General features: G+C 68.7%; 23 protein-coding genes and 1 pseudogene. 11 read left to right on the top strand and 13 right to left on the bottom strand.

What is annotated here, in order from left to right; genetic code table 11:
* The first annotated feature begins 66 nt into the window (after positions 1-66).
* On the top strand, positions 67-936 hold the full coding sequence (locus ABV606_RS03155) for an ADP-dependent NAD(P)H-hydrate dehydratase (RefSeq protein WP_353988310.1): 870 nt from the start codon (positions 67-69) through the stop codon (positions 934-936).
* A gap of 41 nt (positions 937-977) precedes the next feature.
* On the opposite strand, the gene ABV606_RS03150 is transcribed toward ABV606_RS03155, so the two are convergent.
* Positions 978-2,300, bottom strand: coding sequence for an MFS transporter (locus tag ABV606_RS03150; RefSeq protein ID WP_353988767.1), 1,323 nt, complete (start codon positions 2,298-2,300; stop codon positions 978-980).
* A 305-nt stretch (positions 2,301-2,605) separates the two neighbouring features.
* Here ABV606_RS03150 and ABV606_RS03145 point away from each other — a divergent pair, with 305 nt between their 5' ends.
* The 3 genes from ABV606_RS03145 (at position 2,606) to ABV606_RS03135 (ending at position 4,415) form a co-directional block, all read left to right on the top strand.
* Entirely contained in the window at positions 2,606-2,926 is a 321-nt protein-coding gene (locus tag ABV606_RS03145) for a thiamine-binding protein (protein WP_281487222.1), read from the top strand.
* Between the two features lie 78 nt (positions 2,927-3,004).
* Positions 3,005-3,601, top strand: coding sequence for an RNA polymerase sigma factor (locus ABV606_RS03140; RefSeq protein WP_353988766.1), 597 nt, complete (start codon positions 3,005-3,007; stop codon positions 3,599-3,601).
* A gap of 1 nt (position 3,602) precedes the next feature.
* Complete coding sequence (locus ABV606_RS03135) at positions 3,603-4,415, top strand: hypothetical protein (RefSeq protein WP_353988309.1); 813 nt, start codon at positions 3,603-3,605, stop codon at positions 4,413-4,415.
* A 110-nt stretch (positions 4,416-4,525) separates the two neighbouring features.
* On the opposite strand, the gene ABV606_RS03130 is transcribed toward ABV606_RS03135, so the two are convergent.
* From ABV606_RS03130 to ABV606_RS03105, 6 genes and pseudogenes are all read right to left on the bottom strand, one after another.
* A complete protein-coding gene (locus ABV606_RS03130; RefSeq protein WP_281487225.1) occupies positions 4,526-5,206 on the bottom strand; it encodes a response regulator in 681 nt (226 codons plus the stop codon).
* Between the two features lie 161 nt (positions 5,207-5,367).
* Complete coding sequence (locus ABV606_RS03125; protein WP_353988308.1) at positions 5,368-6,603, bottom strand: hypothetical protein; 1,236 nt, start codon at positions 6,601-6,603, stop codon at positions 5,368-5,370.
* Positions 6,600-7,844 (bottom strand): sensor histidine kinase, encoded by a 1,245-nt coding sequence (locus tag ABV606_RS03120; protein WP_281487227.1) that lies wholly within the window; start codon positions 7,842-7,844, stop codon positions 6,600-6,602. The genes ABV606_RS03125 and ABV606_RS03120 overlap by 4 nt, the downstream gene beginning before the upstream one ends.
* A gap of 338 nt (positions 7,845-8,182) precedes the next feature.
* Positions 8,183-9,391 carry a homoserine O-acetyltransferase MetX gene (metX, locus tag ABV606_RS03115; protein WP_281487228.1) on the bottom strand — a complete coding sequence of 403 codons (1,209 nt, stop codon included), beginning with the start codon at positions 9,389-9,391 and terminating at the stop codon, positions 8,183-8,185.
* A gap of 150 nt (positions 9,392-9,541) precedes the next feature.
* Positions 9,542-10,861: pseudogene (locus tag ABV606_RS03110) on the bottom strand (bifunctional o-acetylhomoserine/o-acetylserine sulfhydrylase); the annotation flags it as partial.
* 132 nt (positions 10,862-10,993) lie between these two features.
* A complete protein-coding gene (locus ABV606_RS03105) occupies positions 10,994-12,097 on the bottom strand; it encodes an acyltransferase family protein (protein ID WP_353988307.1) in 1,104 nt (367 codons plus the stop codon).
* 138 nt (positions 12,098-12,235) lie between these two features.
* Between ABV606_RS03105 and ABV606_RS03100 the strand changes: the two genes are divergently transcribed.
* From ABV606_RS03100 to ABV606_RS03080, 5 genes are read left to right on the top strand one after another with little or no spacing between them, the layout of a single operon-like run.
* On the top strand, positions 12,236-12,961 hold the full coding sequence (locus ABV606_RS03100) for a Type 1 glutamine amidotransferase-like domain-containing protein (protein ID WP_353988306.1): 726 nt from the start codon (positions 12,236-12,238) through the stop codon (positions 12,959-12,961).
* A 35-nt stretch (positions 12,962-12,996) separates the two neighbouring features.
* On the top strand, positions 12,997-13,656 hold the full coding sequence (locus ABV606_RS03095; protein ID WP_353988765.1) for a uracil-DNA glycosylase: 660 nt from the start codon (positions 12,997-12,999) through the stop codon (positions 13,654-13,656).
* Between the two features lie 12 nt (positions 13,657-13,668).
* Complete coding sequence (locus ABV606_RS03090; protein WP_353988305.1) at positions 13,669-14,565, top strand: ABC transporter ATP-binding protein; 897 nt, start codon at positions 13,669-13,671, stop codon at positions 14,563-14,565.
* Entirely contained in the window at positions 14,562-15,368 is an 807-nt protein-coding gene (locus tag ABV606_RS03085) for an ABC transporter permease (RefSeq protein ID WP_353988304.1), read from the top strand. The genes ABV606_RS03090 and ABV606_RS03085 overlap by 4 nt, the downstream gene beginning before the upstream one ends.
* Positions 15,347-15,889, top strand: coding sequence for a GNAT family N-acetyltransferase (locus ABV606_RS03080; RefSeq protein WP_353988303.1), 543 nt, complete (start codon positions 15,347-15,349; stop codon positions 15,887-15,889). The genes ABV606_RS03085 and ABV606_RS03080 overlap by 22 nt, the downstream gene beginning before the upstream one ends.
* An 83-nt stretch (positions 15,890-15,972) precedes the next feature.
* On the opposite strand, the gene ABV606_RS03075 is transcribed toward ABV606_RS03080, so the two are convergent.
* Positions 15,973-16,602, bottom strand: a complete 630-nt coding sequence (locus ABV606_RS03075; RefSeq protein ID WP_353988302.1) for a hypothetical protein — start codon at positions 16,600-16,602, stop codon at positions 15,973-15,975.
* 109 nt (positions 16,603-16,711) lie between these two features.
* Between ABV606_RS03075 and ABV606_RS03070 the strand changes: the two genes are divergently transcribed.
* On the top strand, positions 16,712-18,148 hold the full coding sequence (locus tag ABV606_RS03070) for an amidase (protein ID WP_353988301.1): 1,437 nt from the start codon (positions 16,712-16,714) through the stop codon (positions 18,146-18,148).
* A gap of 60 nt (positions 18,149-18,208) precedes the next feature.
* Here the strand turns inward: ABV606_RS03070 and ABV606_RS03065 are convergent, their stop codons facing one another.
* A complete protein-coding gene (locus ABV606_RS03065; RefSeq protein WP_353988300.1) occupies positions 18,209-18,748 on the bottom strand; it encodes a Fe-S oxidoreductase in 540 nt (179 codons plus the stop codon).
* A 35-nt stretch (positions 18,749-18,783) separates the two neighbouring features.
* On the opposite strand from ABV606_RS03065, the gene ABV606_RS03060 reads away from it, so the two are divergent.
* Positions 18,784-20,007, top strand: a complete 1,224-nt coding sequence (locus tag ABV606_RS03060) for a glycosyltransferase (RefSeq protein ID WP_353988299.1) — start codon at positions 18,784-18,786, stop codon at positions 20,005-20,007.
* A gap of 65 nt (positions 20,008-20,072) precedes the next feature.
* Here the strand turns inward: ABV606_RS03060 and ABV606_RS03055 are convergent, their stop codons facing one another.
* The 4 genes from ABV606_RS03055 to ABV606_RS03040 form a co-directional block, all read right to left on the bottom strand.
* Positions 20,073-20,810 (bottom strand): PspA/IM30 family protein, encoded by a 738-nt coding sequence (locus ABV606_RS03055; protein ID WP_353988298.1) that lies wholly within the window; start codon positions 20,808-20,810, stop codon positions 20,073-20,075.
* A gap of 75 nt (positions 20,811-20,885) precedes the next feature.
* Complete coding sequence (locus tag ABV606_RS03050) at positions 20,886-22,883, bottom strand: TPM domain-containing protein (RefSeq protein ID WP_353988297.1); 1,998 nt, start codon at positions 22,881-22,883, stop codon at positions 20,886-20,888.
* A 55-nt stretch (positions 22,884-22,938) separates the two neighbouring features.
* Positions 22,939-23,805, bottom strand: coding sequence for a hypothetical protein (locus ABV606_RS03045; RefSeq protein WP_353988296.1), 867 nt, complete (start codon positions 23,803-23,805; stop codon positions 22,939-22,941).
* Positions 23,802-24,740, bottom strand: a complete 939-nt coding sequence (locus ABV606_RS03040) for a sigma-70 family RNA polymerase sigma factor (protein WP_353988295.1) — start codon at positions 24,738-24,740, stop codon at positions 23,802-23,804. The genes ABV606_RS03045 and ABV606_RS03040 overlap by 4 nt, the downstream gene beginning before the upstream one ends.
* Positions 24,741-24,757: the final 17 nt, after the last annotated feature.

The following is a 24,757-nucleotide window of genomic DNA, read 5'->3' as shown; positions in this document are numbered from 1 at the left end:
GATGGGCCGCGCCCGGACCGTGAAGCCGCCACGGCGGGAGCAGTCTGGCTCGCTTATCGTGGCACCATGCGAACCTGGCGCCCCGCTGACGCCGCGCGGTACCTCACCGCGCCTCTCGAGCACGACGACAAGTACTCGCGCGGAGTGCTCGGCATCGCTACCGGGTCGGAGGCGTATCCGGGAGCCGCGGTGCTCGGCGTCGACGCGGCCTTGCACACCGGCGTCGGCATGGTGCGCTACGTCGGCCCGGAAGCCGTCGGCTCGCTCGTGCTGCAGCGTCGCCCTGAGGCGGTCCTGGCGCGGGGGCGAGTGCAGGCCTGGCTCGTCGGCAGCGGCATCGACGCCGAGCATCGGGGCGCCTCCACAGAGCGCACGCTTCGAGAAGCGTTCGCCGACGGAGTGCCGGTCGTGGCCGACGCCGGAGCGCTCGATCTCGTGGTCGAAGGGCTGCACCGCTCGACCGGAAACCCGGGGCGGCTGATCATCACACCTCACGCCGGTGAACTCGCGCGGATGCTCGGAGCCGCGCGCGACGCGGTGGTCGCCGATCCGGTCGCCGCTGCGAGTGAGGCCTCGCGTCGGTGGGACTGCGTTGTGCTGCTCAAGGGGAACCTCACTGTCGTCGCCGGCGGAGACGTCGTAGTGGGTGCTCGATCGGCCACCCCCTGGCTCGCGACAGCGGGCGCGGGCGACGCGCTGGGCGGCGTACTCGGTGCCATGCTCGCGACCAGAGCCGCCCGGTGGGAAGCGGAGGCCGCGAGCGGCGCCGATGCCGCCGCGCTGGCTGGGCTGGCTGCGAGCGCCGCGGTCGTGCACGGCATCGCCGCGAACCGCGCATCCAGGGGAGGACCGTTCACCGTGCTGGAGCTGTGCCAACACCTGCCCGAGGTGATAGCAGAACTCGCCCGGCAAGCGACTCGCGAACCGGAAGCCTGAACGAAGCGCCGATGAGGCGCGCCTCCTCGTCGGCGCTCACCTCACGCTGTGGCAGCCGCGGGTGTCTCCGCTCTACCGGCCAAGAACTCCTGCGACAGCATCCGGTACGAGCGCGTGGCGAACGCCAGCACTGCGAGCACGACCAACGCCAGCCCGCTCATGAAGAACACGAGCGCGATGCCGCGCGCGTCTCCTTCGCCCAGCAGCCACCCCCAGGCCGATGCGCCGGCGTCGGAGCGCATGTAGGGGATGATCCAGAACTCGGCGATCGGCGCGATCAGGAACGCGGTGATGGGCGCTGCAGCCGCCTCGAACGCCTGGGCGATCCCGAAGACGCGGCCCTGGCGGCGGAAGGGGACGACACGTTGGATCACCGTCTGCTCGGCCGCCTCCACGGCCGGGATGAGCACCATGTACAGCCAGATTCCGGCGGCGTAGAGCCACCACCATTCGCGCACTGTGAAGATTGCGCCGAGCACCCCCATCACGACGACGATCGTGAGCATCGTGCGGATGGGGTTGCGTCCGAGGCCGAACTTCGCGACGAGGATGCCGCCGATGATGAACCCCGTCGAGCTGACGCCGAAGACGATTCCCCAGGCCTCGACAGGGAACAGCGTCAACCCGTAGGGGTCCATCAACGCGATGTAGACACCGCCGATGAGGTTGTTCAGGGTCGTGAAGACGATGAGCGCGAAGAGGCCCGGCACGGCACGGATCACCGCGATGCTGCCGCGGAGGTCGACCGCCGGCGGCCTTCCGTCGTCGGTGACCGGCCGCTCCTCAGGGATGCGCACGAACAGCAGGTGCACGAACGACACGACCGTGAAGACGACCGCGATGACGAGCGTCCATCCCATGCCGACCAAGCCGATGGCGAGTCCGCTGAACACACTCGTCACGATGAACGCGAGGCCCTGCACTGTGCCGACCATGCCGTTTGCGTTCGCGTGGCGCTCGACGGGAACGAGCAGGGTGACGGTGGTCGAGAGTGCGATGTTGCGAAGGTTCTCGACGACCGAGCCGAACAGGATCACCCCTGCCAACAGCCAGAACCAGGGGCCGCCCAGGTCGACCAGCGCCGATTCCGGCTGTGCGAGGTAGATCAGCCCGGCGACCGCGAACGCGATGAGGGTGACCGTGCTCGAGAACAGCATCACACGGTGCTTCCGGTGCCGGTCCACGATGGTGCCGAACAGGATGCCGAAGGCGGCGATCAGCAGCATGTACGCACCGCCGATCACGCCGGTGGCGAGCACCGATCGGGTTTCGAGGTACACCCAGAACGTCAGCGCGAACCAGAGGAAGCTCGTCGTCACGTTGGCGATCATCGTGTTCACCAGCACATGCGCGAAGTCGCGCATGCCCGAGGTGCTCGGGGGTGAAACCTCGCCGGCCGGGCGCGACTGCTCCGCGCTGTCGCGCAGTTCGCCTCCGCCGTGCTGGTCGGCCACCTTTGCGAGAATAGCCACCGCTCACAGCATCCGATACCCCGTCACGGCGTGGCTCGTGCCCGTTCGTGAGCCCTGACAGCAGGTGCAGGTCGACCCCGGGCGTGGCACGCTGGGAGCGAGGCCCTGAGAGGCCCTTCGCCTCCTCGAGCACGTCGCAGGAGGCGTGTGCCGACGGAGAACTTCCGCTCACCCAGCCCCGAGACCTAGGAGCCCTCATGCTCGTCGCATTCTCTGTCGCCCCGAGCGGAACCGGCCGCGCGGACGGTTCCGTGCACGACGCTGTCGCGGCGGCCGTGCGCATCGTGCGCGACTCGGGCTTGCCCAACCGCACCGACTCGATGTTCACCACGATCGAGGGCGAGTGGGACGAGGTCTTCGACGTCATCAAACGCGCCACCGAGGCGGTCGGCCATTACGGATCACGAGTGTCCCTCGTGATCAAGGCGGATATCCGCCCCGGCTACGTGGACGAGATCGACGGAAAGGTGGAACGGCTCGAGCGCGAGCTGGCGGGGGACTCGTACACCGACGATTGACCCCGGGCCTCCGTCGGGCGCCGCACCGAACGGCTCCGGCATCCCCCAGGCGGGGGTCACGTACACTCGCTCAGCGTGATGCGAGCGCAACGCCCTCAACCCGGTGAGACGTCGTTCGAGACCGTGCTGGCGGCTGCTCGGGACGGCGAGCAGTGGGCGGCGACCGCCATCTGGGTCGAGTACGCGCCCGCGGTCACAGCGTTTCTCTCCGCCCGCGGATCTCGCGAGCCAGAAGACCTCGCCAGTGAGGTATTCCTCGCGGTCTTCGATACGATCGGCCGGTTCCACGGCGATCGCGATGCGTTCCGGTCCTATGTGTTCTCGATCGCGTACCGGCGATTGGTCGACGAGCTTCGACGACGCGAACGTCGAGGCGAACATGAGCCGTGGACGCCCGAGCGAGATCTGCGGCGGTCGGCCAGCGCTGAGCACGAAGCGACAGCCCGCCTGGGAGACAGGGATGCTCTCGCGCTGCTCGATTCGCTCGCACCCGACCAGCGCGATGTGATGGTGCTGCGGATCATCGCAGACCTCACCATCGAGCAGGTGGCGGCGGTGCTCGGGAAGCGGGTGGGGGCCGTGAAGGCGCTGCAGCGACGAGCGATCGCGCAGCTACGAAAAAAAGTTGCGCCACCCCGTACCCCTGACAGCGGCCCGGACGATAGCGGTGAATGAGATGACGAAGCAGAGGATCAGCGAAGGCGACATCGAGTCGCTCGTGCAAGGCACGGCGCCCGCCGGCCGTCCAGACCTGGACGCGCTGGCCCACGAGATCGCCGCGTTCCGTCATGCTTCGTTCGCCCGGATCGCGCAGCCCAGTGCTGCGCTCGCCGAGCGACTCGGCCTCGAGGCGCAGCAGGGCGCGCCCGAACCGGCCGGCGTCTTGGCGGCGGCCGATCGGCTGTCGCGCGAACACCCTGCGGTGTCGGAGGCGATGCCGCAGACAAAGATGGGAAAACGAATGCTCGAATGGCTCGCAGGTCTCGGGATCGCTGCGAAATTGACCCTCGGCTCGGCAGTCGCTGTTGCGGCGACCGCCGGTGTCGGAGCAGCAGGTGTGCTGCCGGACCCGGCTCAGGACGCCTTCGACCGCGTGTTCTCGGTCACTGAGGAAGCCCCCGAGGTCGAGCCGGAAGACATCGAGGCGCCGGTCACCGAGGTGACTGACACGGTCGATGAGACGGTCGATGAGACCGCCGATGAGGTACAGGACGGCGTGGATTCCACCGTCTCTGAGGGTGCCGAGTTCGGCGCCTGGGTCTCGGAGAAGGCGCAGGCCGACGACAAGATCGGTGCGGAGTTCGGCGCAGAGGTCTCCGAGCGCGCGAAGACGCTCGGCGGCGCGGCGGACGTCTCCGTCGGCGTTGAAGCAGAGACCGAGACCGATGGTGCCGAGGCCGGCGTCACGGCTGACGTCAAGGCGGGCAAGGGGCTCTCGGTGAGCTCCGAGGTCAAGGCCGACACTGGCGTGCGAGGCTCCGACCGCTGATCGTTCGCGCAGGCACTGCTCGGGGCGCTCGTCGACAACGACGGGCGCCCCGCGGCATGCCGAGGGTCAGCGCCCGGTCATCCACGCGACCGAATCCGCAGGCGGATGAGCTAGAACTGGCCGCCCGGGATGTCAGTCGGAGTGAGGATGCCGTCCTGGATCGCGCGCTTGCGCAGCGCGACCTTGGTGCCCACGTCGATGCCCGCCATGCGGTACTTCTCACGGATGCGCTTGAGGTAGCTCTTCGCGGTCTCTTCGGAGATCGAGAGCTGGTACGCGACCGACTTGACCGGTTCACCACCGCCGTAGAGCGCCATGACGCGGCGCTCTTGCGCACTCAGTCGCGGACTGCCGCTCTCGTCGTTCTGCGACAGCGCCATGTCGAGTTCGGCCGAGACGAACGACTCGCCGTTCGCGGCGGCGCGAATCGCCTCGACGATCATGTCGGCGTCTTCACTCTTCACGAGGTACCCGAGGGCGCCGGCGGCGAGCGCCTCGCGCACCACGTTGGGCTCCGAGTAGGTGCTCATGAGCACTGCGCGCACGCCAGAAGTGCGCAGTGTCGCGATCTTCAGCGCGACCGGGATGTTGTCCTTGAGGTCGAGGTCGAGAAGCACGACGTCGACGCGAGACGGGAAGGCCGGGTGGGTGAGCAGCTCCGCCCACGTGGGCACGGCCAGCACTGTCTCGATGTCGTCCGCGGCATTGCGGATCCACTCGGTGAGTGCCCCCAACAGCATCCGGTGATCATCAACGATCGCCACCCGAATAGCGGCTGTTTCGCTCCCCACGTCACGATCCCCTTTCGACGTCTGCTTTCAGAGTAACGGTCGCCGCCCACACGCAAGACCACGTCGGCCGGTGTGCGGAACCGCCGATGATCGACCTGCGCGGGTGGCCGAACGGGCTCTGCGGCGGTGCAGCGAGTCACGCGGTGCAGCATCCGTCATGGTCATTGCCCCGGGTTGTCTGCCAGGCACTCGATGTCGATGACGATGCCCTTCCGGATCAGTGAGTGCGTGTACCGGCCGACTGCGCCGATCGCATTCCACGCTGCAGGGTCGACCTGCGTCCGGCCGATGCCGGTGATCTCGAGCCGTATCGGCACGATCAGCCGGTGGCCGACGGGTGTGAGCCGGGTCTGGGTGGCAGGACCGAGCGTCAGCGTGATGCGACGCACGACCGACCGCGCGTTCACCTCGCCGACGAGCAGCCAGATCGCCGAGAGCAGGCCATCGCGCTGCCTGGGCTCGAGGAGCCCTGCAAGCCCTCCGGAGTCGGTGAGGAGCACCGATCTACGGAGCAGCTCCGACTCGCTCACGGCGTGCTGCAGCCAGGTCTCACGACGTCCCTCGAGAAGGTGGAGACGCAACTCGGTTGCGAGCGAGGCGGCGGTCGTCGCGGTCTTGGGGTCGAGCGGCAGGGGCGCACGACCGGTGGCGACCGAGTCGAGCAGCTTCTCGGCAGCGAGGTCGAGCCGTGCGAGTTGCTCGGAGGCCAGGAGCCCCACCGCGAACGGGGGCGCGGAAACCGTGCTGTGCACCAGCACGCGATCGAGTTCGAGCTGCACCATCGACCGGAAGCGCTGTGCGATCCATGGGCCGACCAGTCCCGGGGCCAGCACACTGGCGAGCACCGCGACCTGCACCGGCAGCGTCTCGGCAGGCGTTCTCGTGGTGATGGAGATCGCCGCGACGAATACCGCACCGACCAGCGCGACGAGCGCGAACACCTGGGGTGCGGGTCGCAGCGAGCTGAGGAGCAGTGTCGAGAAGGCAGCGGATGCCGCAGCCGCCGCATTCCCGATGATGCCCGGCACTGTCCACACCGCCGCGAAATCGATGGCGACGGTCAGAGCCAGCCCGACGATGAGCACGGCGAACAGCCAAGAGGGCATCTCTCGGCCGATGCGTCGCAGCGTGATGAGCGTGCCGGTGAGCGTCGCGGCATGCACGAGCCACGCGAGCGCCGACAGCTCGGGAGCCGGATGCCAGGGCAGCTGAGTCAGGTAGAAGGCGAAGGCGGCGACCGCGTAGGTGATGCTGACGATCGCAGCACCGAGCGACAGCGACCCCACGCCGAGCGACGCACCTCGCTCCGTGGCTTGGCGAACCGCTCGCGGCATCGGGCCGGTATCGCGCGTACGCCGGATGATCGTGGCGAGCGAGTACTCCAAGGTGCGGCTCATCGTGGCACCTCGAGCACGACCGTGGTGCCTTGGCCTGGTGTTGAGAAGAGCTTGGCGGTGCCGCCGACCTCCTGCAGCCGTCCTACCACCGACTCCCGCAGTCCGAGTCTGTGCTCGTCGATCTCGTCGATGTCGAAGCCCACACCGCTATCGGTCACCATCGCGCGCACCGCCTGCTCATCGGTCGTGATCGTGACATCGGCCTGGGTGACCTGGGCGTGCCTGCGCACATTCTCCAGGCACTCCGCGAGCGCCATGAGGAAGGCATCGAGCACATGGCTGGGCAGCAGCACCTGCCCAGTGCCGTGCCACGACACCTCGAGTCCCATGCGGCTGAACCGCTGCTTCACCGATTCGAGGGTCGTGCCGAGTTCCGTCTCTGCGACTGGTTCCAGCAGGTACTGTCCCGATGACTGCGGCGTCGGCGTCGCTCCCATGCGCAGCTGGCGGAGCAGTCGCGCATCGTCGCCCGCTTGCTGGCGAAGGGCAGTCGGCGATACGCCCACTCCGGAGTGGGCGAGCAGCGTCAACGTCGCGAGCACGGTGTCGTGCAGCAGTCGCGCGCCTTGGCGACGTCGCGCCTCGGTTTCGCTCGAGTGGCGCTCCACCTGGTGCGCCCGCCCGATGTGGCGGATGCTCCGAGACACCATGGGCACGAGCTGTCGAAGCCAGACGCCGGTGAACCCGAGCACGGCCCAGCCGATCGCGGTGGCGGCAGGCGGGCCTGCAGAGGGCCAGTCGGCCGCTGCGACCAAGCCGGTGGTGACGGCACCAAGAGCTGCGAGCACGGCGACCTGCCGCACCGACGACACGAGGAGCAGCGCGAATGCTCCGAGACCGCCCGCTCCGAGCACCGCGAGGGACGTGGCGACGGATGCTGTCACAGCCTCGTCCGCAGCGGCGGGAGCGCCGTCGAGCGGCGTATCGAGCGGGTCACCCAGTCCGGCGTCATCGAGGAGCACATCGCCGAGGGGAACGCCGGAGGGCGACAGGATCGCGACCAGCATGATGCCGAGCCCGGCGGCGGCTCCGAGCGCAACCCAGAGCGCGGGGACCGAGCCGCCCGAGCGCGCGTGAGCCACGATGAGCAGTGCGAACAGCGGCAGCGTCGCGAGGTACGACGTCCAGGGGAGCACCCCCGGCACGCTGAGGCAAGCGAATGCAACCCCCGTTGCGAGGATGCCGACGAGGCGCGAGAGGTCGTGAAGCAACCGGTCGCGCTCTTTCGAGAGCAGATCCATCGCTCCAATAGTGACACGTCGCCACACCAATAGTGGGGGTGCCACCCCGTCGATTCCGCGACGCCGCGGGCACTAATCTGGGGTAGACAGAGGGGTACACCGGGGAAACCCGGCCGCCACGAACGAATGCTCCCGGGCCCGCCTTGCGGCAGGGCCGCCGGTGCCGCTGCCTTCGGGGGGAGCGCAGCAGCGCCCGCGCATCGGAGCATTCCATTGGGGGAACGGAGCGGGGCCGTCGTCATCGACGCGGCCCCTTTTCCGTCTCTGGGTTTTCCGTCGCTGGGTTTTCGGTCTCTGGATGCTTCCCGGGCGGAGCGCCCCGAGCCAGAGCGCCCCTGCTATTCGTCGAGGAGTCGGCGCAGATGGGCGCCGACCAGGGCGTCCTCGATCAGGAACGCGTCGTGCCCGTATGGCGAGGAGATCACGGCCGGCTCAGCGCCGTCGATGCCGTTCCGGAGATGCTTCGCGATGCGCTGCTGGTCGGCGAGCGGGAACAGCCGGTCCGAGTCGATGCCGAGCACCAGCGTGCGGGCGGTGATCCGCTCGAGCGCTGCGGCGACGCCTCCGCGATCGCCGGCGCCGATGTCGTGCGAACTCATCGCGTTGACCAGCGTGATGTAGCTGTTCGCGTCGAATCGCCTCGTGAACTTGTTGCCGTGGAAGTCGAGGTAGCTCTCGACGGCGTAGACGCCGCCGTGACCAAGCGGCGAGATGCCGCTCTGCCAGCTGCGCGCGAACCGCGCATTGAGCTCGTCGGGAGAGCGGTAGTTGAGCAGCGCCATCCGCCGAGCGAGGGCGAGCCCGCGGTGAGGGCCGTCGCCGTCGGCGGCGTCGTAGTAGTCGCCGCCATTGAACGCGGCATCCACCCTGATCGCCTCGGTCTGCACCGAGTTCAGCGCGATCTGATCGGCACTCGAGATCGCGGGTGCCGCGAGTACGGCTAGGCGTTCGACGTGATCGGGGTGGCTCACGCCCCACTCGAGCGCATGCATCCCGCCCATCGAGCCGCCCACCACGGCGGCCCAGCGCTCGATGCCGATGGCCTCGCCGAGCGCGTGCTGCGCGGCCACCTGATCACGAATCGTCAAGAACGGGAACCGGGCCCCCCACTCGGCGTCGCCCGGGCCGAGCGACGCGGGGCCAGTGCTGCCCTGGCAGCCGCCGAGCATGTTCGGAGCCACCACGAACCAGCGTTCAGTGTCGATGGCGCGACCCGGCCCGACGATTCCGCCCCACCACCCGGCTGTCGGATGCCCTGGCCCTGGCGCGCCGACCACGTGACTGTCGCCGGTCAGGGCGTGCAGCACCAGCACGGCGTTGTCGCCGGCGGCATTGAGCTCGCCATACGTCTCGTACGCCATGCGCACGCCGGGAAGACGCTCACCGCTCTCGAGCTGCAGAGCACCGATCGAGACGAACAGGCGCTGCCCGGGGTGGTCTCCCTCGCGCCATGCACCGCTCGCCGGGGGCTTGCCCAGCACCGACCGCACGTTCGCCTCGGTGATGAACTCGGAGGGAACGGTGTCTTCGGAGGTCTGCCAATCCATGGTCTAGCCAGTATCCCGAACCCGTGCGGTCGCGGGGGCAGTGTTACGAGTCGGCCACCGCGGCGTCTTCGGCGGCAGACGAGACGAGCGGATGCCGCAGGCTCGCGCCCGCGGCATCCGCTCGTCAGAAGGAGTTCGCTCCGATACGGCTTAAGCGTTGACGCTCGCCGCCACCACCTTGCGCGCGGCAGCGAAGCCGGCCTCGAGATCGGCCTTGATGTCATCGATGTGCTCGAGCCCGACCGAGAGGCGCACCAGCCCCGGCGTCACACCGGTGGTGAGCTGCTGCTCAGGAGTCAACTGCGAGTGCGTCGTCGATGCCGGGTGGATCACGAGGCTGCGGACGTCGCCGATGTTCGCCAGGTGGCTGAAGAGCTTGAGGTTGTCGACAAACGCGCGGCCCGCGTCGACCCCGCCCTTGAGCTCGAACGAGAGCACCGCTCCCACACCCTTCGGCGCCACCTTGTTGGCGGTCGCGTACCAGGGGCTCGACGGGAGGCCCGAGTAGTTCACCGAGGCCACATCAGGGTGGTTCTCGAGCCACTCGGCGACCGCCTGTGCGTTCTGCACGTGGCGCTCGATGCGCAGGCTCAGGGTCTCGATCCCCTGCAGCAGCGTGAATGCGCTGTCGGGCGAGATGGCCGCGCCGAGGTCGCGCAGCAGTTGCACCCGCGCCTTGATGATGTAGGCCACTCCATCGCCGAGCACGCCGGTGTAGCTCACGCCGTGGTACGAGGCGTCGGGATCGGTGAGGCCAGGGAACTTGTCGGCGTGCTTCGACCACTGGAATCGTCCGCCATCGACGATCACGCCGCCGATCACGACGCCGTGGCCACCGAGGAACTTCGTCGCCGAGTGCACGACGATGTCGGCACCGTGCTCGAGCGGCTTGATGAGGTAGGGCGTCGCGATGGTGTTGTCGACGATGAGCGGCACGTCGTTCTGGTGCGCCACCTCGGCGACGGCGGTGATGTCGAGCACGTTGATCTTCGGGTTGCCGATGGTTTCGGCGAAGAAGAGCTTCGTGTTCGGGCGCACGGCGCGCGCCCACTCGTCGACATCGTCCTGGTTCTCGACGAAGGTGACCTCGATGCCGAGCTTCGCGAGCGAGTACTTGAACAGGTTGTACGTGCCGCCGTAGATCGACGACGATGACACGATGTGGTCGCCCGCCTGCGCGATGTTCAGCACCGCGAAGGTCGAGGCGGCCTGACCCGAAGCGAGCAGCAGCGCACCGGTGCCGCCTTCGAGTGCGGCGACGCGCTCTTCGACGACGGCCTGGGTCGGGTTCATGATGCGCGTGTAGATGTTGCCGCTCTCGGCGAGCGAGAACAGGTTCTGGGCGTGCTCGGTGCTGTCGAACACGTATGAGGTGGTCTTGTAGATCGGCGTGGCACGCGCGTTCGTGGTCGGGTCGGGCGCAGCGCCGGCGTGGATCTGCAGGGTTTCGAACTTCCAGTCGCTCATGGGGTGCTCCTTGGGGTGGTGGGCGTCAGGCTCGGGGACGAGGCTGGTGCCCCGCTCGCAGAGTCACGATAGGCAGCGCTGCGAAAGCGGGTCAATGGGCGAGCAACATGGCGTAATGCAACGTGCTGCACACCTTCAGCCTGATCCCGTCGGCCCGGGTCTGGACGTTCGGCGCGATTCGCTCTCGCTCTCACGGAACAGCCATTCGGCGCGGGGCTCGATGAGCGGTTGGAAGAACCGCCGCACCGGACTCGTGCCGAGCAGTACCGATAGCGCCGCGCCCACGGCGATCATGATCACGAGCAGCAGATTCGGGGCCGCGGTGCCCTCCAGGATCCCGGACTCCCTCAGCGGGTAGAGCGCGAAGCTGTGCAGCAGGTAGATGTACATCGTCGAGCGGCCGAAGGGCGTGATCCACAGCTGCCGGTTGGTCACGAGCGTGAGGAACGCGATGGCCAGCACCGCTCCGAGCATCAGCACTCCGAGCCGGACGAGCCCGAACCACCATTCCGCATCGCCGAGGCGGTCGTAGGCGCGGTCGTAGAAGAACCAGTAGCGCAGGTCGGTCTCGCGCCAGAGGTCGATGCCGATCCAGACGATCACGGCCCATGCCGCGAAGAGCGCGACCGCCGCGATGCGCACGGGCCAGCGGGGGATGAGGCCGGAGAACCAGCGGCGCACCAGATCCCATTCGCGCATTCGCCAGCCGAGCACGAAGAACGGGAGGATGCCGATGGCCCGGGACAGCGAGAACGTCTTGTCGACATTGTCGAGGTAGCCGATGCCCACCGAGGCCGCGATCGCGAGCAGCAGAGGCCACCGGATGAGCGCGAGGTAGGGGAGGATCAGCCGGAAGATCGCGAGCGCCAGCAGGAACCAGAGCGTCCAAGAGGGCGTCGTGGGGTCGAACACCCGTCGTCCTTCGACCACGAACTTCACCGTCGTCCAGAGCGACTCCATGATGGCGTAGGGCAGCAGGATGTCGGTGATCATCCGCCTCATGCGCAGCTCTGTCGGCGGTCCCGCCTTCGAGAAGTAGCCGCTGATGAGCGCGAAGGCCGGCATGTGCCAGGCGTAGATGAAGAGATAGCCGCCGAGCGCGAGGTCGCTGTCGTGGATGAGCCGCTGGATGGCGTGCCCGATCACGACGAGTGCTACACAGAGGAAGCGAGCCGTATCCCACATCGGGACGCGAGGCGGCGGCGTGCGATCAGTGGTCGCGGCGGCCGGTTCGATCATCGGTTCGCAGCATAATCCCCCCGAATGGGGCACGCCATGTCGGCCGATCGGGGGTCGAACGGGCCGGCGGGTGCCGGATGGAGGCGGCGGAATCGGGTACGCCGTGCCGGGTGGCTCGGTGCGATTACGCTCTCACCCATGAGCATTCACCTGGTCGGCGGGGGCTGGCCGCCCAGAGACGCGGGCGCCGTATTCGTCCCGTTCCTCGAGGAGAGCGCCCAGCGGGCGAGCGCCTCCGGTCGCGCCGTGCCGCGAGTCGCGCTCGTCCTGGTCGTCGCCGAGCGCGATGGCGGCGAGCGGTACCGTGACGACTTCGAGCGGATGCTGCGCGACGCCGCTCCGGTGGAACCGGTCACATCGCTGCTGCTCGAAGGCGAGTCGCTCGAGACCGCCGTGCTCAGCGAGATCGACGGTCTGCTCATCGGCGGTGGATTGACCCCGGCATACCTCGACGCCGTTGAGCCGATCATCGGCCAACTGCGTCTGCTGGTGGCCGATGGCCTGCCCTACCTCGGCTACTCGGCCGGCGCGATGATCGCTGCCGACGCCGCGATCATCGGCGGGTGGCGCATCGGCGAAGTGCCCGTGTGCTCGGAGCAGTGCGGAGAAGACCTCGACCAGGTCACCGTCGCCGCGGGCATCGGGCTGGTCGACCTGAGCATCGATGTGCACGCTGCGCAGTGGGGAACGCTGACACGCCTCATCGCCGCGGTCGAGGCCGGCGAGCTCGACTCCGGGCTCGCCATCGACGAGCACACTGCGCTCATCGTCGGCGAGGGCGCGCTTCGTGTGGTCGGCACTGGGAGCGTGTGGAGCGTTCACGGCGGTGACGACGGAGTCGTCGTGGCGACGATCGGCCAGTGAACTCGGGCGCGCTCGCGGTGCCGTCGCTCCAGGGCATGGATCCCGGCTGGGTCCGTGCGCTGTCGCCTGTTGCTTCTGACTTGGAACGAGTCGTCGCTGCGCTTGCGGAGCGCAGTGCGAGTGGCGAGCGCTACCTGCCGCCGGCGGACGCTGTGCTTCGTGCGTTCCAGGAGCCGTTCGACCACGTGCGAGTGCTCATCGTCGGCCAGGATCCCTATCCGACTCCGGGTCACTCGATCGGACTGGCATTCGCTGTCGAGCCGCACGTGCGGCCACTGCCGCGGAGCCTCAAGAACATCTATCGCGAACTCGCCGACGACCTCGGAGTCGAAATGCCCTTGCACGGCGACCTGCGTCACTGGGCAGAGCAGGGGGTGCTGCTGCTGAACCGCGTCCTCACCGTGAAGGCCGGAGTGGCGGGCTCTCACCACGGTCTCGGGTGGGAGGCGATCACTGCGCGCGCCATCACCGCGCTCGTCGAGCGAGGCGGGCCGCTCGTGGCGATCCTCTGGGGCCGCCACGCCCAGAAGCTGCAGCCGCTGCTCGGCGATGTGCCCGTCATCGCCTCGGCGCACCCGTCGCCGTTGTCGGCGAGGAACGGATTCTTCGGCTCGCGGCCCTTCAGCCGGGCCAATGCTTTGCTCGCCCAGCAGGGGGCGGCTCCCGTCGAATGGACGATCCCCGCTCAAGACTGAAACAATGTCAGCATGCCCCAAGGCCGACAGATCGCCGTCTCTTCGCTCACCAAACGCTTCGGCCCAGTGGAGGCCGTGTCGAATCTCAGCTTCTCGGTAGAGCCGGGGCGCGTCACCGGATTCCTCGGCCCGAACGGTGCGGGCAAGACCACCACGCTGCGAATGCTGCTCGGTCTCGTCGCGCCGACTTCCGGCAGCGCGACGATCGGGGGCGAGCGCTACCGCGACCTCGACTCGCCGCTGCGCACCGTGGGCACCTCGCTCGAGGCCTCGAGCTTCCACCCGGGGCGCAGCGCACGCAATCACCTCGCGGTCTACGCGGATGCCGCCGGCATCCCGATCACTCGCGTCGACGAGGTCCTCGAGCTGGTCGGCCTCGGCGCTCACTCCGGACGGCGAGTGGGCGGGTACTCGCTGGGCATGCGCCAGCGGCTCGGGCTCGCATTCGCGCTGCTCGGAGACCCCGAAGTGCTCATCCTCGACGAGCCGATCAACGGACTCGACCCCGAAGGGATCCGGTGGATCCGGGTATTCCTGCGCGAACTGGCCGCTGAGGGCCGCACCGTGCTGGTCTCATCCCATCTGCTCAGCGAGGTGCAGCAGACGGTCGACGAGGTCGTCATCATCGCCAAGGGCCGACTGGTCTACCAGGGTCAGCTGAGCGGGCTCGGTGGTGAAGCCGTGGTCATGGTCGACGCGCCTGAACGCGACCGTCTGCGTTCGGCGCTCGCCGGCGCCTCCCTGATCTTCAGCGAGAGCGACAGCGGGTTCGCCGTGCGCCACACCGACGCGATTGCGGTCGGTGCGCTCGCACTCGCCTCGGGCGTCGCGCTCCGTCATCTGGCCGACGAGCGGGCAGCGCTCGAACAGGCGTTCCTCGAACTGGTCCAGGAGGGCCCGCAAGCATGAGACTGGTCCGCTCCGAGTTCCGCAAGCTCCTCACCACTCGTATTTGGTGGGTGCTGCTCATCGTCGAGGTGGCGTATGTCGCCTTCATCGCCGGGCTGTTCGCGCTGCTCTTCTCCACTGGCGCCGACCTCGGCGACGGGGCTGCCGCCCCGGCGCCTGAAGGCATGCACGAGCTGGTCTACAGCGCGGCGAGTTCGATCGGCTACGTGTTCCCGGTGCTGCTGGGCACGCTCGCGGTGACCAGCGAGTTCCGTCATCAGACGCTCACGCCCACGTTCCTCACGACTCCGCGTCGGTCACGAACGCTCTTGGGCAAGATCGTGGCTCTCGCCATCATGGGCGCCGTCTTCGGCATCGCCGCGTTCGCGATCGCACTGCTCGTCGGCGCTCCGCTGCTGGCAGTGGGCGGGCTCGACACCGGCCTCGGTGACCAGGAGACTTGGCTCATGGTCACACGCGGCGTGCTCGCGCTGATGCTGTGGTCGATCATCGGAGTGGGGCTCGGCGCCCTGGTGCCGAATCAGGTCGCAGCCATCGTCATCGTGCTCGCGTTCACCCAGTTCATCGAGCCGATTCTTCGCACCGGCGCGGCGGTCTGGGAGTGGGCCGCAGATGTTGGCAAGTTCCTTCCCGGTGCCGCGAGCGATGCGCTCGTGGGTGCGAGCTTCCTCAGCATGGCGGCCGCGCCGGGCAGCAGTTCGGCGCTGCTCGAATGGTGGCAGGGGGCGCTCGTGCTGGTGGGGATCGCCGCGATCCTCGTCGGCATCGGGTCGTTCACGACGTGGAAGCGCGACGTCAGCTGATGCACGGGGCCGCGGCCGGAGCGGCGGGGATCAGCATCCGCGATGCGGAGCCCCGCGACCTCGGCGCGGTGCGCGAGATCTACAACCACTACGTCGCGACGTCCACCGTCACATTCGATGAGGACGGCTGGACCGAGCAGGAAGTCGTCGCGAAGTTCGACTCGGTGGTGGCCAAGGCGCTGCCGTTCCTCATCGCCGAGGACGACTCCGGCGTGGTGGGCTTCGCGTATCTCGCGCCCTGGCGTGTGAAGGCCGCGTACCGCTACACGGTGGAGAACTCCATATACCTCGCAGCGTCGGCGACCGGGCGCGGGGTCGGGGTCTCGCTGCTCGACGCGCTACTCGATCGCGCGAGAGCCGCCGGCATCCGTGAGGTCATCGCCGTGCTGTCCGACGAGGGCGCCGATGCGTCGCACCGTCTGCATCTCCGCGCGGGGTTCCGCGAGGTGGGCCGCCTCGAGCACGTCGGATTCAAGTTCGATCGGTGGCTCGGCATCGTGCTGCTGCAGAAGTCGCTCTGAGCCGGTCGGCCGCTCAGTGTCTGCCCGTGTCCCTGGCCGCCGAGGCCCGGTCGACGGGCCAGAGCGTCAGCCAGACCAGAGCGTCAGCGGTAGACCTGTGACGCCACTTCGGCGGCAAGCTGCTGTGCCTCGGCGTGGGCCTGATCGCCACCCGGGGATGTGATCACCGAGATCCAGCTCGTGCCCCGCAGAATGTGCAGTTCGGAGGGCACGATCTGCGAGTCGCCGGTCTTCTCGTAGCGGATGGTCTCTTCGCGTTGCTCTTCATTGAGCCCCTGCGCCAGCAGGTCGTTCATGACCCCGGGGCGGGTGGAGGGCGACAGGGGTGCGACCGAGAGCACGATGAGGGGCGTCTGCATCGTCTCGCTTCCGAAGACGCAGCTGATCCCGCCGGCGCGTTCCTCGCCGGTGGGCTCCGCGAAGTACGAGGTGCCGTATTGCCCGCCGGGCCCGCCGAGCAGGTCGAGGTGGCGGGTGTCGAAGTCGGCGGCGCGAGTCGGGGAGAGGATCTCATCGCACCGCTCTGGCAGCACGAACCTCGTGTCGGCCGGCTCGTCGGAGGGCTCGGGCGTCTCCTCGACGACTGGCGACTCCGGTTCGCTGGAGGGCTCGGGCTCAGGGGTCGGCTCGGGCGCCGCCTGGGCGCAGCCGGTCAGCAGGAGCGCGACCGCGGCGATCGGGAGCAGCAGGTGGCGCACAGGACGAGTGGGCATGGATTCCCTTCTGGACCGTTCAGACCCGATCTCCCTCGAAATTATGCCGGAACCCCGTACGGTTCGACGCCGCCCCGGTTACAGCTCGCGCTTCGCTAGCCTCGAAGTCATGGCCGAGCTCCACGATCTCACCGCCCGCGAGCAATTGCGGCTGTTGCGCGACCGCCGACTGAGCCCGCTCGAGCTGGTCGACCACTACCTGGCGCGGATCGCAATGCTCGACCAGACCCCGCAGTCGCTCGGCGCCTTCATCACCGTGACCGCTGAGGCGGCCCGCGAGCGAGCACGTCGATTGGCGGATGCCGGACCAGATGACTCGCCCCTCTGGGGCCTTCCGACAGCCGACAAGGATCTCACCGCGCGCGCGGGCGTGCGCACCACGTATGGCTCGAAGGCGTTCGAGCACTACGTTCCTGAGCGAAGCGATGCCCTGGCGATCGCGCTCGACGCCGCGGGCACCATCAGCCTCGGCAAGACGAACACCCCTGAGTTCGGGCTCCCTGGCTACACCGAGTCGGATGTGGCGCCACCGGCCCGCAATCCGTGGCGGACCGAGCTCGGCGCCGGTGGATCGTCGGGCGGCGCTGCCGTCGCCGTCAGCGCGGGCATGCTGCCGGTCGCGCCGGGCTCTGATGGCGGCGGGTCGATCCGGATGCCGGCGGCGGCCACTGGCCTGGTTGGCCTCAAGCCGTCGCGCGGCCGCGTACCCAGCGGCACGGGCCTCACCATGCTGGGAGGCCTCGGCGTGCACGGGCCGATCGCTCGCACGACGGGCGATGCTGCGCTGCTGTTCGAGGCCATGCTCGCAGGCCCGTACCGCTTCGCGACGCGTGCGCCCGCCGATCAGGGATGGCTGGCCGCTGTCGACCGGCCGGAGGGGCGCTTCCGCGTCGCAGTGCTGCAGGGCACTCCGTGGGACGGCTGGCGCGACGACTTCCCCATCGTCGAGCACCAGGAGGCGACGGATACCGTCGGCTCCGCGGTGCGCGAGCTCGAGGCGCTCGGGCACGATGTCGGCATCCTGCGCCTCTCCGGCCACGAGCAGTACGCGGCCGCCTTCCACACGATCTGGCAGGCCGGTGCGTCGACACTGCCGGTGGGGGAGGACCAGCTGTCGTCTCTGCAACCGCTCACCCGGTGGCTTCGCGAGCGAGGACGTGCGCTCGGGGCGCCCCGGCTCGCGGAGGCGCTCGCCGCACTGACCGAGTTCGAGCAGCACCTGATCGAACTCATCGAACCCTGGGATGCGGTGCTCACCCCCACGCTCGCCTGTACACCGAGGCCCATCGGGTGGTACGACCCTGACGATGGGGAACGGAACTTCGCGCAGCAGGTGCAGGTCATGCCCTACACGAGCATGCTGAACGCCGCGGGCCTCCCCGCCATCAGCGTGCCTGTGCATGTGACCGCCGAGGGCCTCCCGATGGGGGCGCAGCTGTTCGCGGGCCCGGGGCAGGAGAAGATCCTGTTCAAGCTCGCGTCGCAGCTCGAAGCCGCGATCGGCTGGCAGCACCGGCATCCGCCGGCATGGAGCGCCGAACGCTAGAGCGAGCGCCGGTCTTCCGCTTCGCCCGAAACCGGCCTTCTGCTGGCAGGGGCGACGATCTCAGAAGTAGCCGCCGTCGCGCAGGCCCGCCTCGATCTCGAAGCGATTGCGCAGGGGATCACGACCCGCCGCCAGGTAGAGCACCGGCAGAACCATCCCATAGTGGCGCCACTGCTCCTTGTGCACGCGCTCATGCCGCATCACCCGGTCTGGCGGGATCCGGTCGGTGAGGAACGCGGCGCCCACAGTTGTGCCGCCGCGACCGAAGGCCCACGCGGGCAGGCCCGTGATCACCAGCATCCCGTTGCGCACTCGGATGCGCCCGCCTCCCAGCACGCCGCCCCACACAACGCCGAAGACCGTGGCTGCCGCGAACCCGAGCCCAGTGACGAGGGGGTTCAGCAGGAGATCGCGAACCCCCGGGATCCGTCGTCCTGCCTGAACCACACCGTTCGCCGCTGCCTCGGCGGCGCGCACCGCGAGCTTGCCGCCGACGCGTGCCCCGAGGACGGCCAGACGAGCCCCGTGCGCGGTGTCGGCCGCCGCCCGGCCGAGCCTTCGACCCGTGTTGCGCGTGCTCGGTGCGACTTCAGAAGGCATATCGGCACGATACTCCGCGCCGTTACAGTAACGATGTGACAGTGGGCATCCGACGTGTGGCGATGGTGAGCATGCACACCTCGCCCGCTGCTGCCCCGGGAGTGGCGGATGCCGGCGGCATGAACGTCGCAGTGAGCGCCCTCGCCGCGGAGCTCGCCAGGCTCGGCGTCGAAGTCGATCTCATCACTCGTGCGAGCGACGGTCAACGCGTTGTCGAGCTCGGCGAGCGCATCAGTCTGCACGAACTCGGTCCTGGCGGAGCGCTGACCAAGGAACAGCTTGCCGCGGTGGCTGACGAGTTCGGGGAAGCGGTGGCCGACCTCGCGCGGCGACGCCAGTACGACGTGATCCACGCGCACTATTGGCTCAGCGGGCTTGCGGCTCTACCGGTGGCCCTCGAGCTCGACGTGCCGTTCGTGCAGAGCTTTCACACGCTCGCTGCGATGAAGAACCGCGCGCTGCCTATCGGAGACCGGCCGGAGCCCGGCGCACGTGCACGGACCGAGAGCTATCTCGCCGGGCAGGCAGCCGCGGTGATCGCGGGATCCACCGCCGAGGTGGACTGCCTGATCGACCAGGTCGGCGCGCCGGCTGAAAACCTCTGGGTCATCCCGCCGGGCGTCGACACGGGCCTGTTCTCGCCTGAACGGGCACGCGACGCCACCGCATTCCGCAAGCGACACGGCATCCCGCTCGGGCGGCCCATCGTCGCCCTGGTCGGGCGTGTGCAGCCGCTCAAGGGGCAGGAACTGGCAGTGCGCGCGGTGGGAGCGATGCGCAGCTTCGACGGGCAGGACCCAGTGCTCGTGATCGCCGGCGAACCCACGCCGGGAGAGCGCGCATATCTGACGTTTCTGCGGGGCGTCGCACACGGACTCGGCATCGACGACTCGGTGCACTTCGTAGGAGCTCTCGACCGTGACGAGCTCGCGGTGCTCCTGGCTTCGGCTGCGCTGTGCGTGATGCCGTCGCACTCAGAAACCTTCGGCCTGGTCGCCCTCGAGGCTGCCGCGAGCGGAACACCCGTGGTGGCCTCGCGCTCGAGCGGCTTGAGCGAATCGGTGGCCGACGGCCGTAGCGGAGTGCTCGTCGATGGGCGCGACCCGGTCGATTGGGCTCGCGTGATCCAGCGCCTGTTGTCAGACCCGGCGGCCCTCGCGACCCTGTCTGCCAGGGCCCGAGGCCACGCCGAGCAATTCAGTTGGGCAGGCTCCAGCCGATCGCTGCTCGCGGTCTACGGAGGGCTCGGCCACTCGTAGCCGCCGTTCGGGCGCACGAAGCGCCGAGAGTCGAAGCGGAACCGGTCGGGCCTAGCCGGCCTGGCCTAGCCGGCCGTGATCGCGCCCGAGCCTCCGCCGGACTTCAGTTGGGCCAGCCGCGCCTCGACTTCGGACTGCTTGCCGAGATCCTCCAGACTGTTGAACTGCGCATCGAGGCTGGATGCCGCGAGCTCCTGAGCACCGACCACCTTCGCCTCTTCCCGGCGGATCTTCTCCTCGAATCGGCCGATCTCGCTGGTCGGGTCGAGCACGTCGATGCTCTTCACCGCGTCCATCACCTGCTGCTGCGCTGCCGCCGTCTTGGAGCGCGCAACGAGTTCGTTGCGCTTGGCGGTGAGCTCGTTGAGCTTCTGCCGCATGGTCTCGAGACCACGCTTGAGCTGGTCGACCACCTGCGTCTGGCTCGCGATCGTCGGTTCAACGGCTCGCGCCTCCGACTCCGAGGTCATCTGCTTGCTGATCGCGACCTTCGCGAGCTGATCGAACTTGTCAGCGTTGATCGTGTCGCCTGCGGCTCGCAGTTCATCGGCCTTGGTGCTCGCGGCGAGCGCTTTACGGCCCCAATCGGCTGCGGCTTCGAGGTCTTCTCGATGGTCCTGCTCCATCAGGCGCAAGTTGCCGATGGTCTGCGCGACCGCCTGCTCGGCCTCGGCGATGCTGTTCGTGTAGTCGCGCACGAGCTGGTCGAGCATCTTCTGAGGGTCTTCCGCCTGGTCGAGCAACGCGTTGATGTTCGCGCGCATGAGCTGTGAGATGCGGCCGAGAATCGATTGCTTCGTCATGGGTGAGGTCCTTTCCCGCGGGTCGTGCTTGTCATGGTTCCACTGCTGGTGATGATGCGAATTGGCTGGGGCAGCTCAGAATCGTCCTCCTCCGCCGCGACCCCCTCGCGCAGAGCCGCCGAAACCTCTCCCGGCTCGGCCGCCGCCGAAACCGCCGCCGAAGCCGCCGCCTCGGCGTGAGCCGCCCGATGGGAAGCCGCCGCCGCCCCACGAACCGCCCCGGCCGCCGCCGCTGATCATGCCGCCGATGATGCCGCCGAGGATCGCGCCGCCGAGCCCGCCGCCGAAGCCGCCGCCCGAACCGCCTCCGCCGCCCCAGCCGCCGAGATCGTTCTGGAACGCATTGGCGTCGCGCTGAGCGGCTTGGAGCGCCTGCGCGCCAAGGGAATGGGCGCGCTGCGCGGCCTCGAGCGCGCGGACCGGATCGACGGACGCCTGCTCGACCGCGAAGCGCAGCATCCGCTCGCCCTCCGAATACCTCGTGCGCGCCTCTGCGCCGATGCCACCTCTTCGGGTGTTGATGAAGTCGCTCGCGGCGGCGAGCTGGGCCTGCGCCGCTGTCAGCGTCGAGTCGAGCGCGGTGCGGGCGCGAGCGATCTGCGCCTCCTGATCGCGCACTGCCGCGAGCTGCTGATCGAGTCCGCCATGAGCCCGCTCGACCTCAGCCAGCGAGGTGATCGGGTCGGCCGGGTCGGCGGCCTGGAGCGCGTTCTGCGCAGCGCCGATGGCCGCGGCGAGCGCAGCAGTATCGACGACGCCTGTGGCTCGATCGCCCCCTGAGCGCACCGTAGCTGCCTGATCGAGGTCACCCCGCAGATCGCGGACTGCCGAGTCCAAGCTCGATGCCGACTGGTCGAGTCGTCGACCATGTTGGTCTATCGCGTCGAGGAGATGATCGATCTGCTCCGTGGCCTTCTGCGCGGCCTGTACATCGACGGCCGCTTCTCCTGTCTTTCCCTCGGATAGCTCACGCGCAGCGTCGGCAATGGCATCCCGCTGGAAGGCGAGCAATTGGTTGGCCTGGTCGTGGTTGGCCGCCACCGCCTCGAGCGCGTGGGGGGAGTAGCGCTGTTGAATCCTGGCCAGCCGCTCCGCGGCGTCGCGGACCCGCGTCTCCAGTGCCGTCGCCTCGGCCTGGAGCTGCGCAAGGATGCGGGGAGCGTTGGTCTCGAGCTCCCGCAGCTGGTCGAAGGCGTCGGCCTGGGCATCGAGCTCGGCATCCGCGGCGTTGGCGAGCTGGATGATGCGCTCGCTCCATTCGCGCCGCTGCTGAGGCGTGTCGGGTACGGAGTCGTCGAGCTGCTGTTGCAGCGCGAACGCCTCTTTCGCGCGTTGCTTGGCGTTCGCGATCGCCGCTGCGAAGGGTGCGCCCGCGTCTTCCCCGAATTGCGCGACCGCGAACCCCAGTTCCTGCTCGCTCGCGCCGATCGCATTGTCGAGTTCCACGAGGAGCCCCGCTGCCTGGCGCTGCAGGGACTGGAGCTGTGCTTCGGCGTTCGCCTCGTTCTTCCGCTTGGTGCCTCGTCGTCGGAGTGCGACGGCGACCAGCACGACGACCACGACGCCCGCGACGACGAGCACCGGCACCCACGGGAACCCGGGCCCTGTGCGCGCTTCGCCGAGCGCCTTCGCATAGTCGATGATGCCGTCTGCCCACCGGTCGGCGGACAGGGCCGGCAGCAGCGCAGTGTTCTCCGCGTCCGCGAGTTGCGCGTCGGTCAAGGGGAAGGCGCTGGTGACATCCACCTGGTACAGGCGGTCGTCGACCGCGATCGCCAGCAGCATGTCGCGGTCGCCGAGCTGGTTTCGCGTCGCCGTCTCCGTGGCCCATTGGGTTCGATCCTCGGGGTCGCTGAAGGCGTCGACGATCACGACGTAGAGGCCGAGGTCGGTGTCCGCTGCCAGGCCTTTCACGGCCGTCTCGACCTCTCCGACGCGATTCCCGAGCACCCCAGCTCGGTCGACGACGTACGCGCCATTGAGATCCACGGGCGCTTCCGCTGGTGCGGCGGTGGTTCCCAGCAGTGAACCGAACGCGAGGGCAGCCGCTGCGATCACAGCTGGAAGGCGCATCGGCATCCTCTCGTCGCAGGCTCTGACCGGAGTCTACGACGGCTCGGGAAACACGTCAGCCGAGGGCGAGTGCCACAGGCGCCGACACGGCGTGGATCGCGCCGCCATCCTCGAGCGTCAGATCGACGGATGCCACGAGCTCGTACCGGCCAGCGGGCAGGGGCACGGTGTCGCCTGACTCGAGGGCTTCGTCGCTCGTGCACGATACGGCGTCGAAGACCCCCGTGAATGTCTGAGACGCACCCGGTACGAGGTCGACTTCGACGGCGACGGCGATCATGGCGCCGTGCGTGTGCCAGAGCACACGTGCTCCATCGGTGATCACGAGTGTGGGAAGCGGAGCCGTCCAGCCCGTTATGCGCGAGCTGGTCGTGTTCGTGATCGTGACGGCGGCTTCGACGGCATTCGCTCCAGGCGCGGCCGGTGGCGCCTCTACGGTGACCGCGACCGGCGCGGCGGCTGAAGCCACTGGAGCGAGATCGCCGCAGCGGAGCGGAGCAGGAGCGCTGTCGTCGCCTGAAGCGCCTTCTGCAGAGCCGTCGTCGGGTGTCGTGTGTGCACCGGCTGCGCCGTTGGGCATCTCTGCCTCCTCACCGCCGTGATCAGTGGCAAGGGGAGCGGCGGAATCCGTCACCGTGCCGCTCCCGTTCCATTGCTGCAGGGCCTGCACGCCCACCGTGCCGACGCCCAGGAGGGCGAGCGAGCACACCGCGGTCATGGCGACGAGGCGGGGTCGCCGTCGGGCTCGGGCGCGCCGAGCGATGTCGCTCGAGTCGAGTGTGCTTCCACTGGCGAGGGAAGCGAGGTCGTGCAGACCCGCCCGAATCGTCGACTCGTCAGTCGAGGGCGGCGGCGGTTCGTCAGCGCCGTGGCGCTTCGCGGGAGCGCCAGCCGAGCGATCGGTGGAGGTGTCGTCGGTCATCGCCGTGCTCCTATCGTGTGTGCGCCTGGGGAACCGGCTGCGACGGCACCGCCGGGCGACCCGGCCCGTCGGTGCGCGCCGCGCTCCGCGGTGGCGGCCTCATGCGGAAGGGGGGATGGCTGGGAGCGCCCGAGTTCGGACGACAGCTTCGCCATCGCGTCGCTCAGGTAGCGCTTGACCGCACCTGAGCTGATGCCAAGAGCCGCAGCGATGTCGTCGACTTTCAGGTCCTCGTAGTAGCGCAGCACGATGCATGCCCGCTCTCTGGGCGCCAATATCATCAACTGGCCTGCCAGGTCGAGCCGGGTGTCGGTCTGCTCGCTCGCTGAGGGCCGGGCATCCTGCTCGAATGCGAGCGGGGCGATGCGACGCCAGCGGCTGCCTCGTCGCGCGCGATCGACTGTGCTGTTGAGGATCGCGCGGCGCACATACGCTTCCGCGCGTTCAACCGAGAACCCGTTCTGAAGCCGGCTGAACGTCCGAACGAGGGCGTCCTGCACCATGTCGGCACCGTCGTCGGGATTCCCGGTGAGCAGCGTTGCGTAGCGCAGCAATGCATCGCCCCGCTCGCGCACCAGTTGCTCGACCGTGCGCTCCCAGGCGGGCGCGCTGCCGCGTGCAGCCGCTCCGCCGTCGCCGGCGTCCAGCGCCTGCTTCGCGAGGGCAGCACCTTCCGGCGCGGACGTCACTGTGGCCGAACCGCCGGAAGGACTGACGGACGCATCGCGATTGAGCACGCGGTCTCCTCTCGTAGCCTTCACATTCTCAGACGCCGTGCGGCACGAAAACGTTGGGGCGAACCGCAAAGGCGCAAAATCGTGAGCGAACGGGCTCCTTTGGTTGCACCTACGCGCCGATTTGCGTCGTCGCACGAGAAACGGCGGATGCCGCGGATCCTCGTCTCGAAAGACGATTTCCGCGGCATCCGCCGTCAAACCTGCTCGAACTGCAC

This window comes from Ruicaihuangia caeni, assembly GCF_040536845.1.
In the GTDB taxonomy this organism is placed as follows: Bacteria; Actinomycetota; Actinomycetes; order Actinomycetales; family Microbacteriaceae; genus Ruicaihuangia; species Ruicaihuangia caeni.
This window is presented reverse-complemented; position numbering and strand designations above follow the sequence as displayed.

What these genes read in the sequence shown, in the direction of transcription:
- metX (WP_281487228.1), bottom strand. Translation starts at nt 9,391, where the DNA reads ATGGATTGGCAGACCTCCGAAGACACCGTTCCCTCCGAGTTCATCACC.
- ABV606_RS03120 (WP_281487227.1), bottom strand. Translation starts at nt 7,844, where the DNA reads ATGGATCTGCTCTCGAAAGAGCGCGACCGGTTGCTTCACGACCTCTCG.
- ABV606_RS03045 (WP_353988296.1), bottom strand. Translation starts at nt 23,805, where the DNA reads ATGACCGACGACACCTCCACCGATCGCTCGGCTGGCGCTCCCGCGAAG.
- ABV606_RS03090 (WP_353988305.1), top strand. Translation starts at nt 13,669, where the DNA reads ATGCCCCAAGGCCGACAGATCGCCGTCTCTTCGCTCACCAAACGCTTC.
- ABV606_RS03100 (WP_353988306.1), top strand. Translation starts at nt 12,236, where the DNA reads ATGAGCATTCACCTGGTCGGCGGGGGCTGGCCGCCCAGAGACGCGGGC.
- ABV606_RS03125 (WP_353988308.1), bottom strand. Translation starts at nt 6,603, where the DNA reads ATGAGCCGCACCTTGGAGTACTCGCTCGCCACGATCATCCGGCGTACG.
- ABV606_RS03065 (WP_353988300.1), bottom strand. Translation starts at nt 18,748, where the DNA reads ATGCCTTCTGAAGTCGCACCGAGCACGCGCAACACGGGTCGAAGGCTC.
- ABV606_RS03105 (WP_353988307.1), bottom strand. Translation starts at nt 12,097, where the DNA reads ATGATCGAACCGGCCGCCGCGACCACTGATCGCACGCCGCCGCCTCGC.
- ABV606_RS03155 (WP_353988310.1), top strand. Translation starts at nt 67, where the DNA reads ATGCGAACCTGGCGCCCCGCTGACGCCGCGCGGTACCTCACCGCGCCT.
- ABV606_RS03150 (WP_353988767.1), bottom strand. Translation starts at nt 2,300, where the DNA reads ATGCGCGACTTCGCGCATGTGCTGGTGAACACGATGATCGCCAACGTG.
- ABV606_RS03095 (WP_353988765.1), top strand. Translation starts at nt 12,997, where the DNA reads ATGGATCCCGGCTGGGTCCGTGCGCTGTCGCCTGTTGCTTCTGACTTG.
- ABV606_RS03055 (WP_353988298.1), bottom strand. Translation starts at nt 20,810, where the DNA reads ATGACGAAGCAATCGATTCTCGGCCGCATCTCACAGCTCATGCGCGCG.
- ABV606_RS03075 (WP_353988302.1), bottom strand. Translation starts at nt 16,602, where the DNA reads ATGCCCACTCGTCCTGTGCGCCACCTGCTGCTCCCGATCGCCGCGGTC.
- ABV606_RS03140 (WP_353988766.1), top strand. Translation starts at nt 3,005, where the DNA reads ATGCGAGCGCAACGCCCTCAACCCGGTGAGACGTCGTTCGAGACCGTG.
- ABV606_RS03050 (WP_353988297.1), bottom strand. Translation starts at nt 22,883, where the DNA reads ATGCGCCTTCCAGCTGTGATCGCAGCGGCTGCCCTCGCGTTCGGTTCA.
- ABV606_RS03145 (WP_281487222.1), top strand. Translation starts at nt 2,606, where the DNA reads ATGCTCGTCGCATTCTCTGTCGCCCCGAGCGGAACCGGCCGCGCGGAC.
- ABV606_RS03135 (WP_353988309.1), top strand. Translation starts at nt 3,603, where the DNA reads ATGACGAAGCAGAGGATCAGCGAAGGCGACATCGAGTCGCTCGTGCAA.
- ABV606_RS03070 (WP_353988301.1), top strand. Translation starts at nt 16,712, where the DNA reads ATGGCCGAGCTCCACGATCTCACCGCCCGCGAGCAATTGCGGCTGTTG.
- ABV606_RS03085 (WP_353988304.1), top strand. Translation starts at nt 14,562, where the DNA reads ATGAGACTGGTCCGCTCCGAGTTCCGCAAGCTCCTCACCACTCGTATT.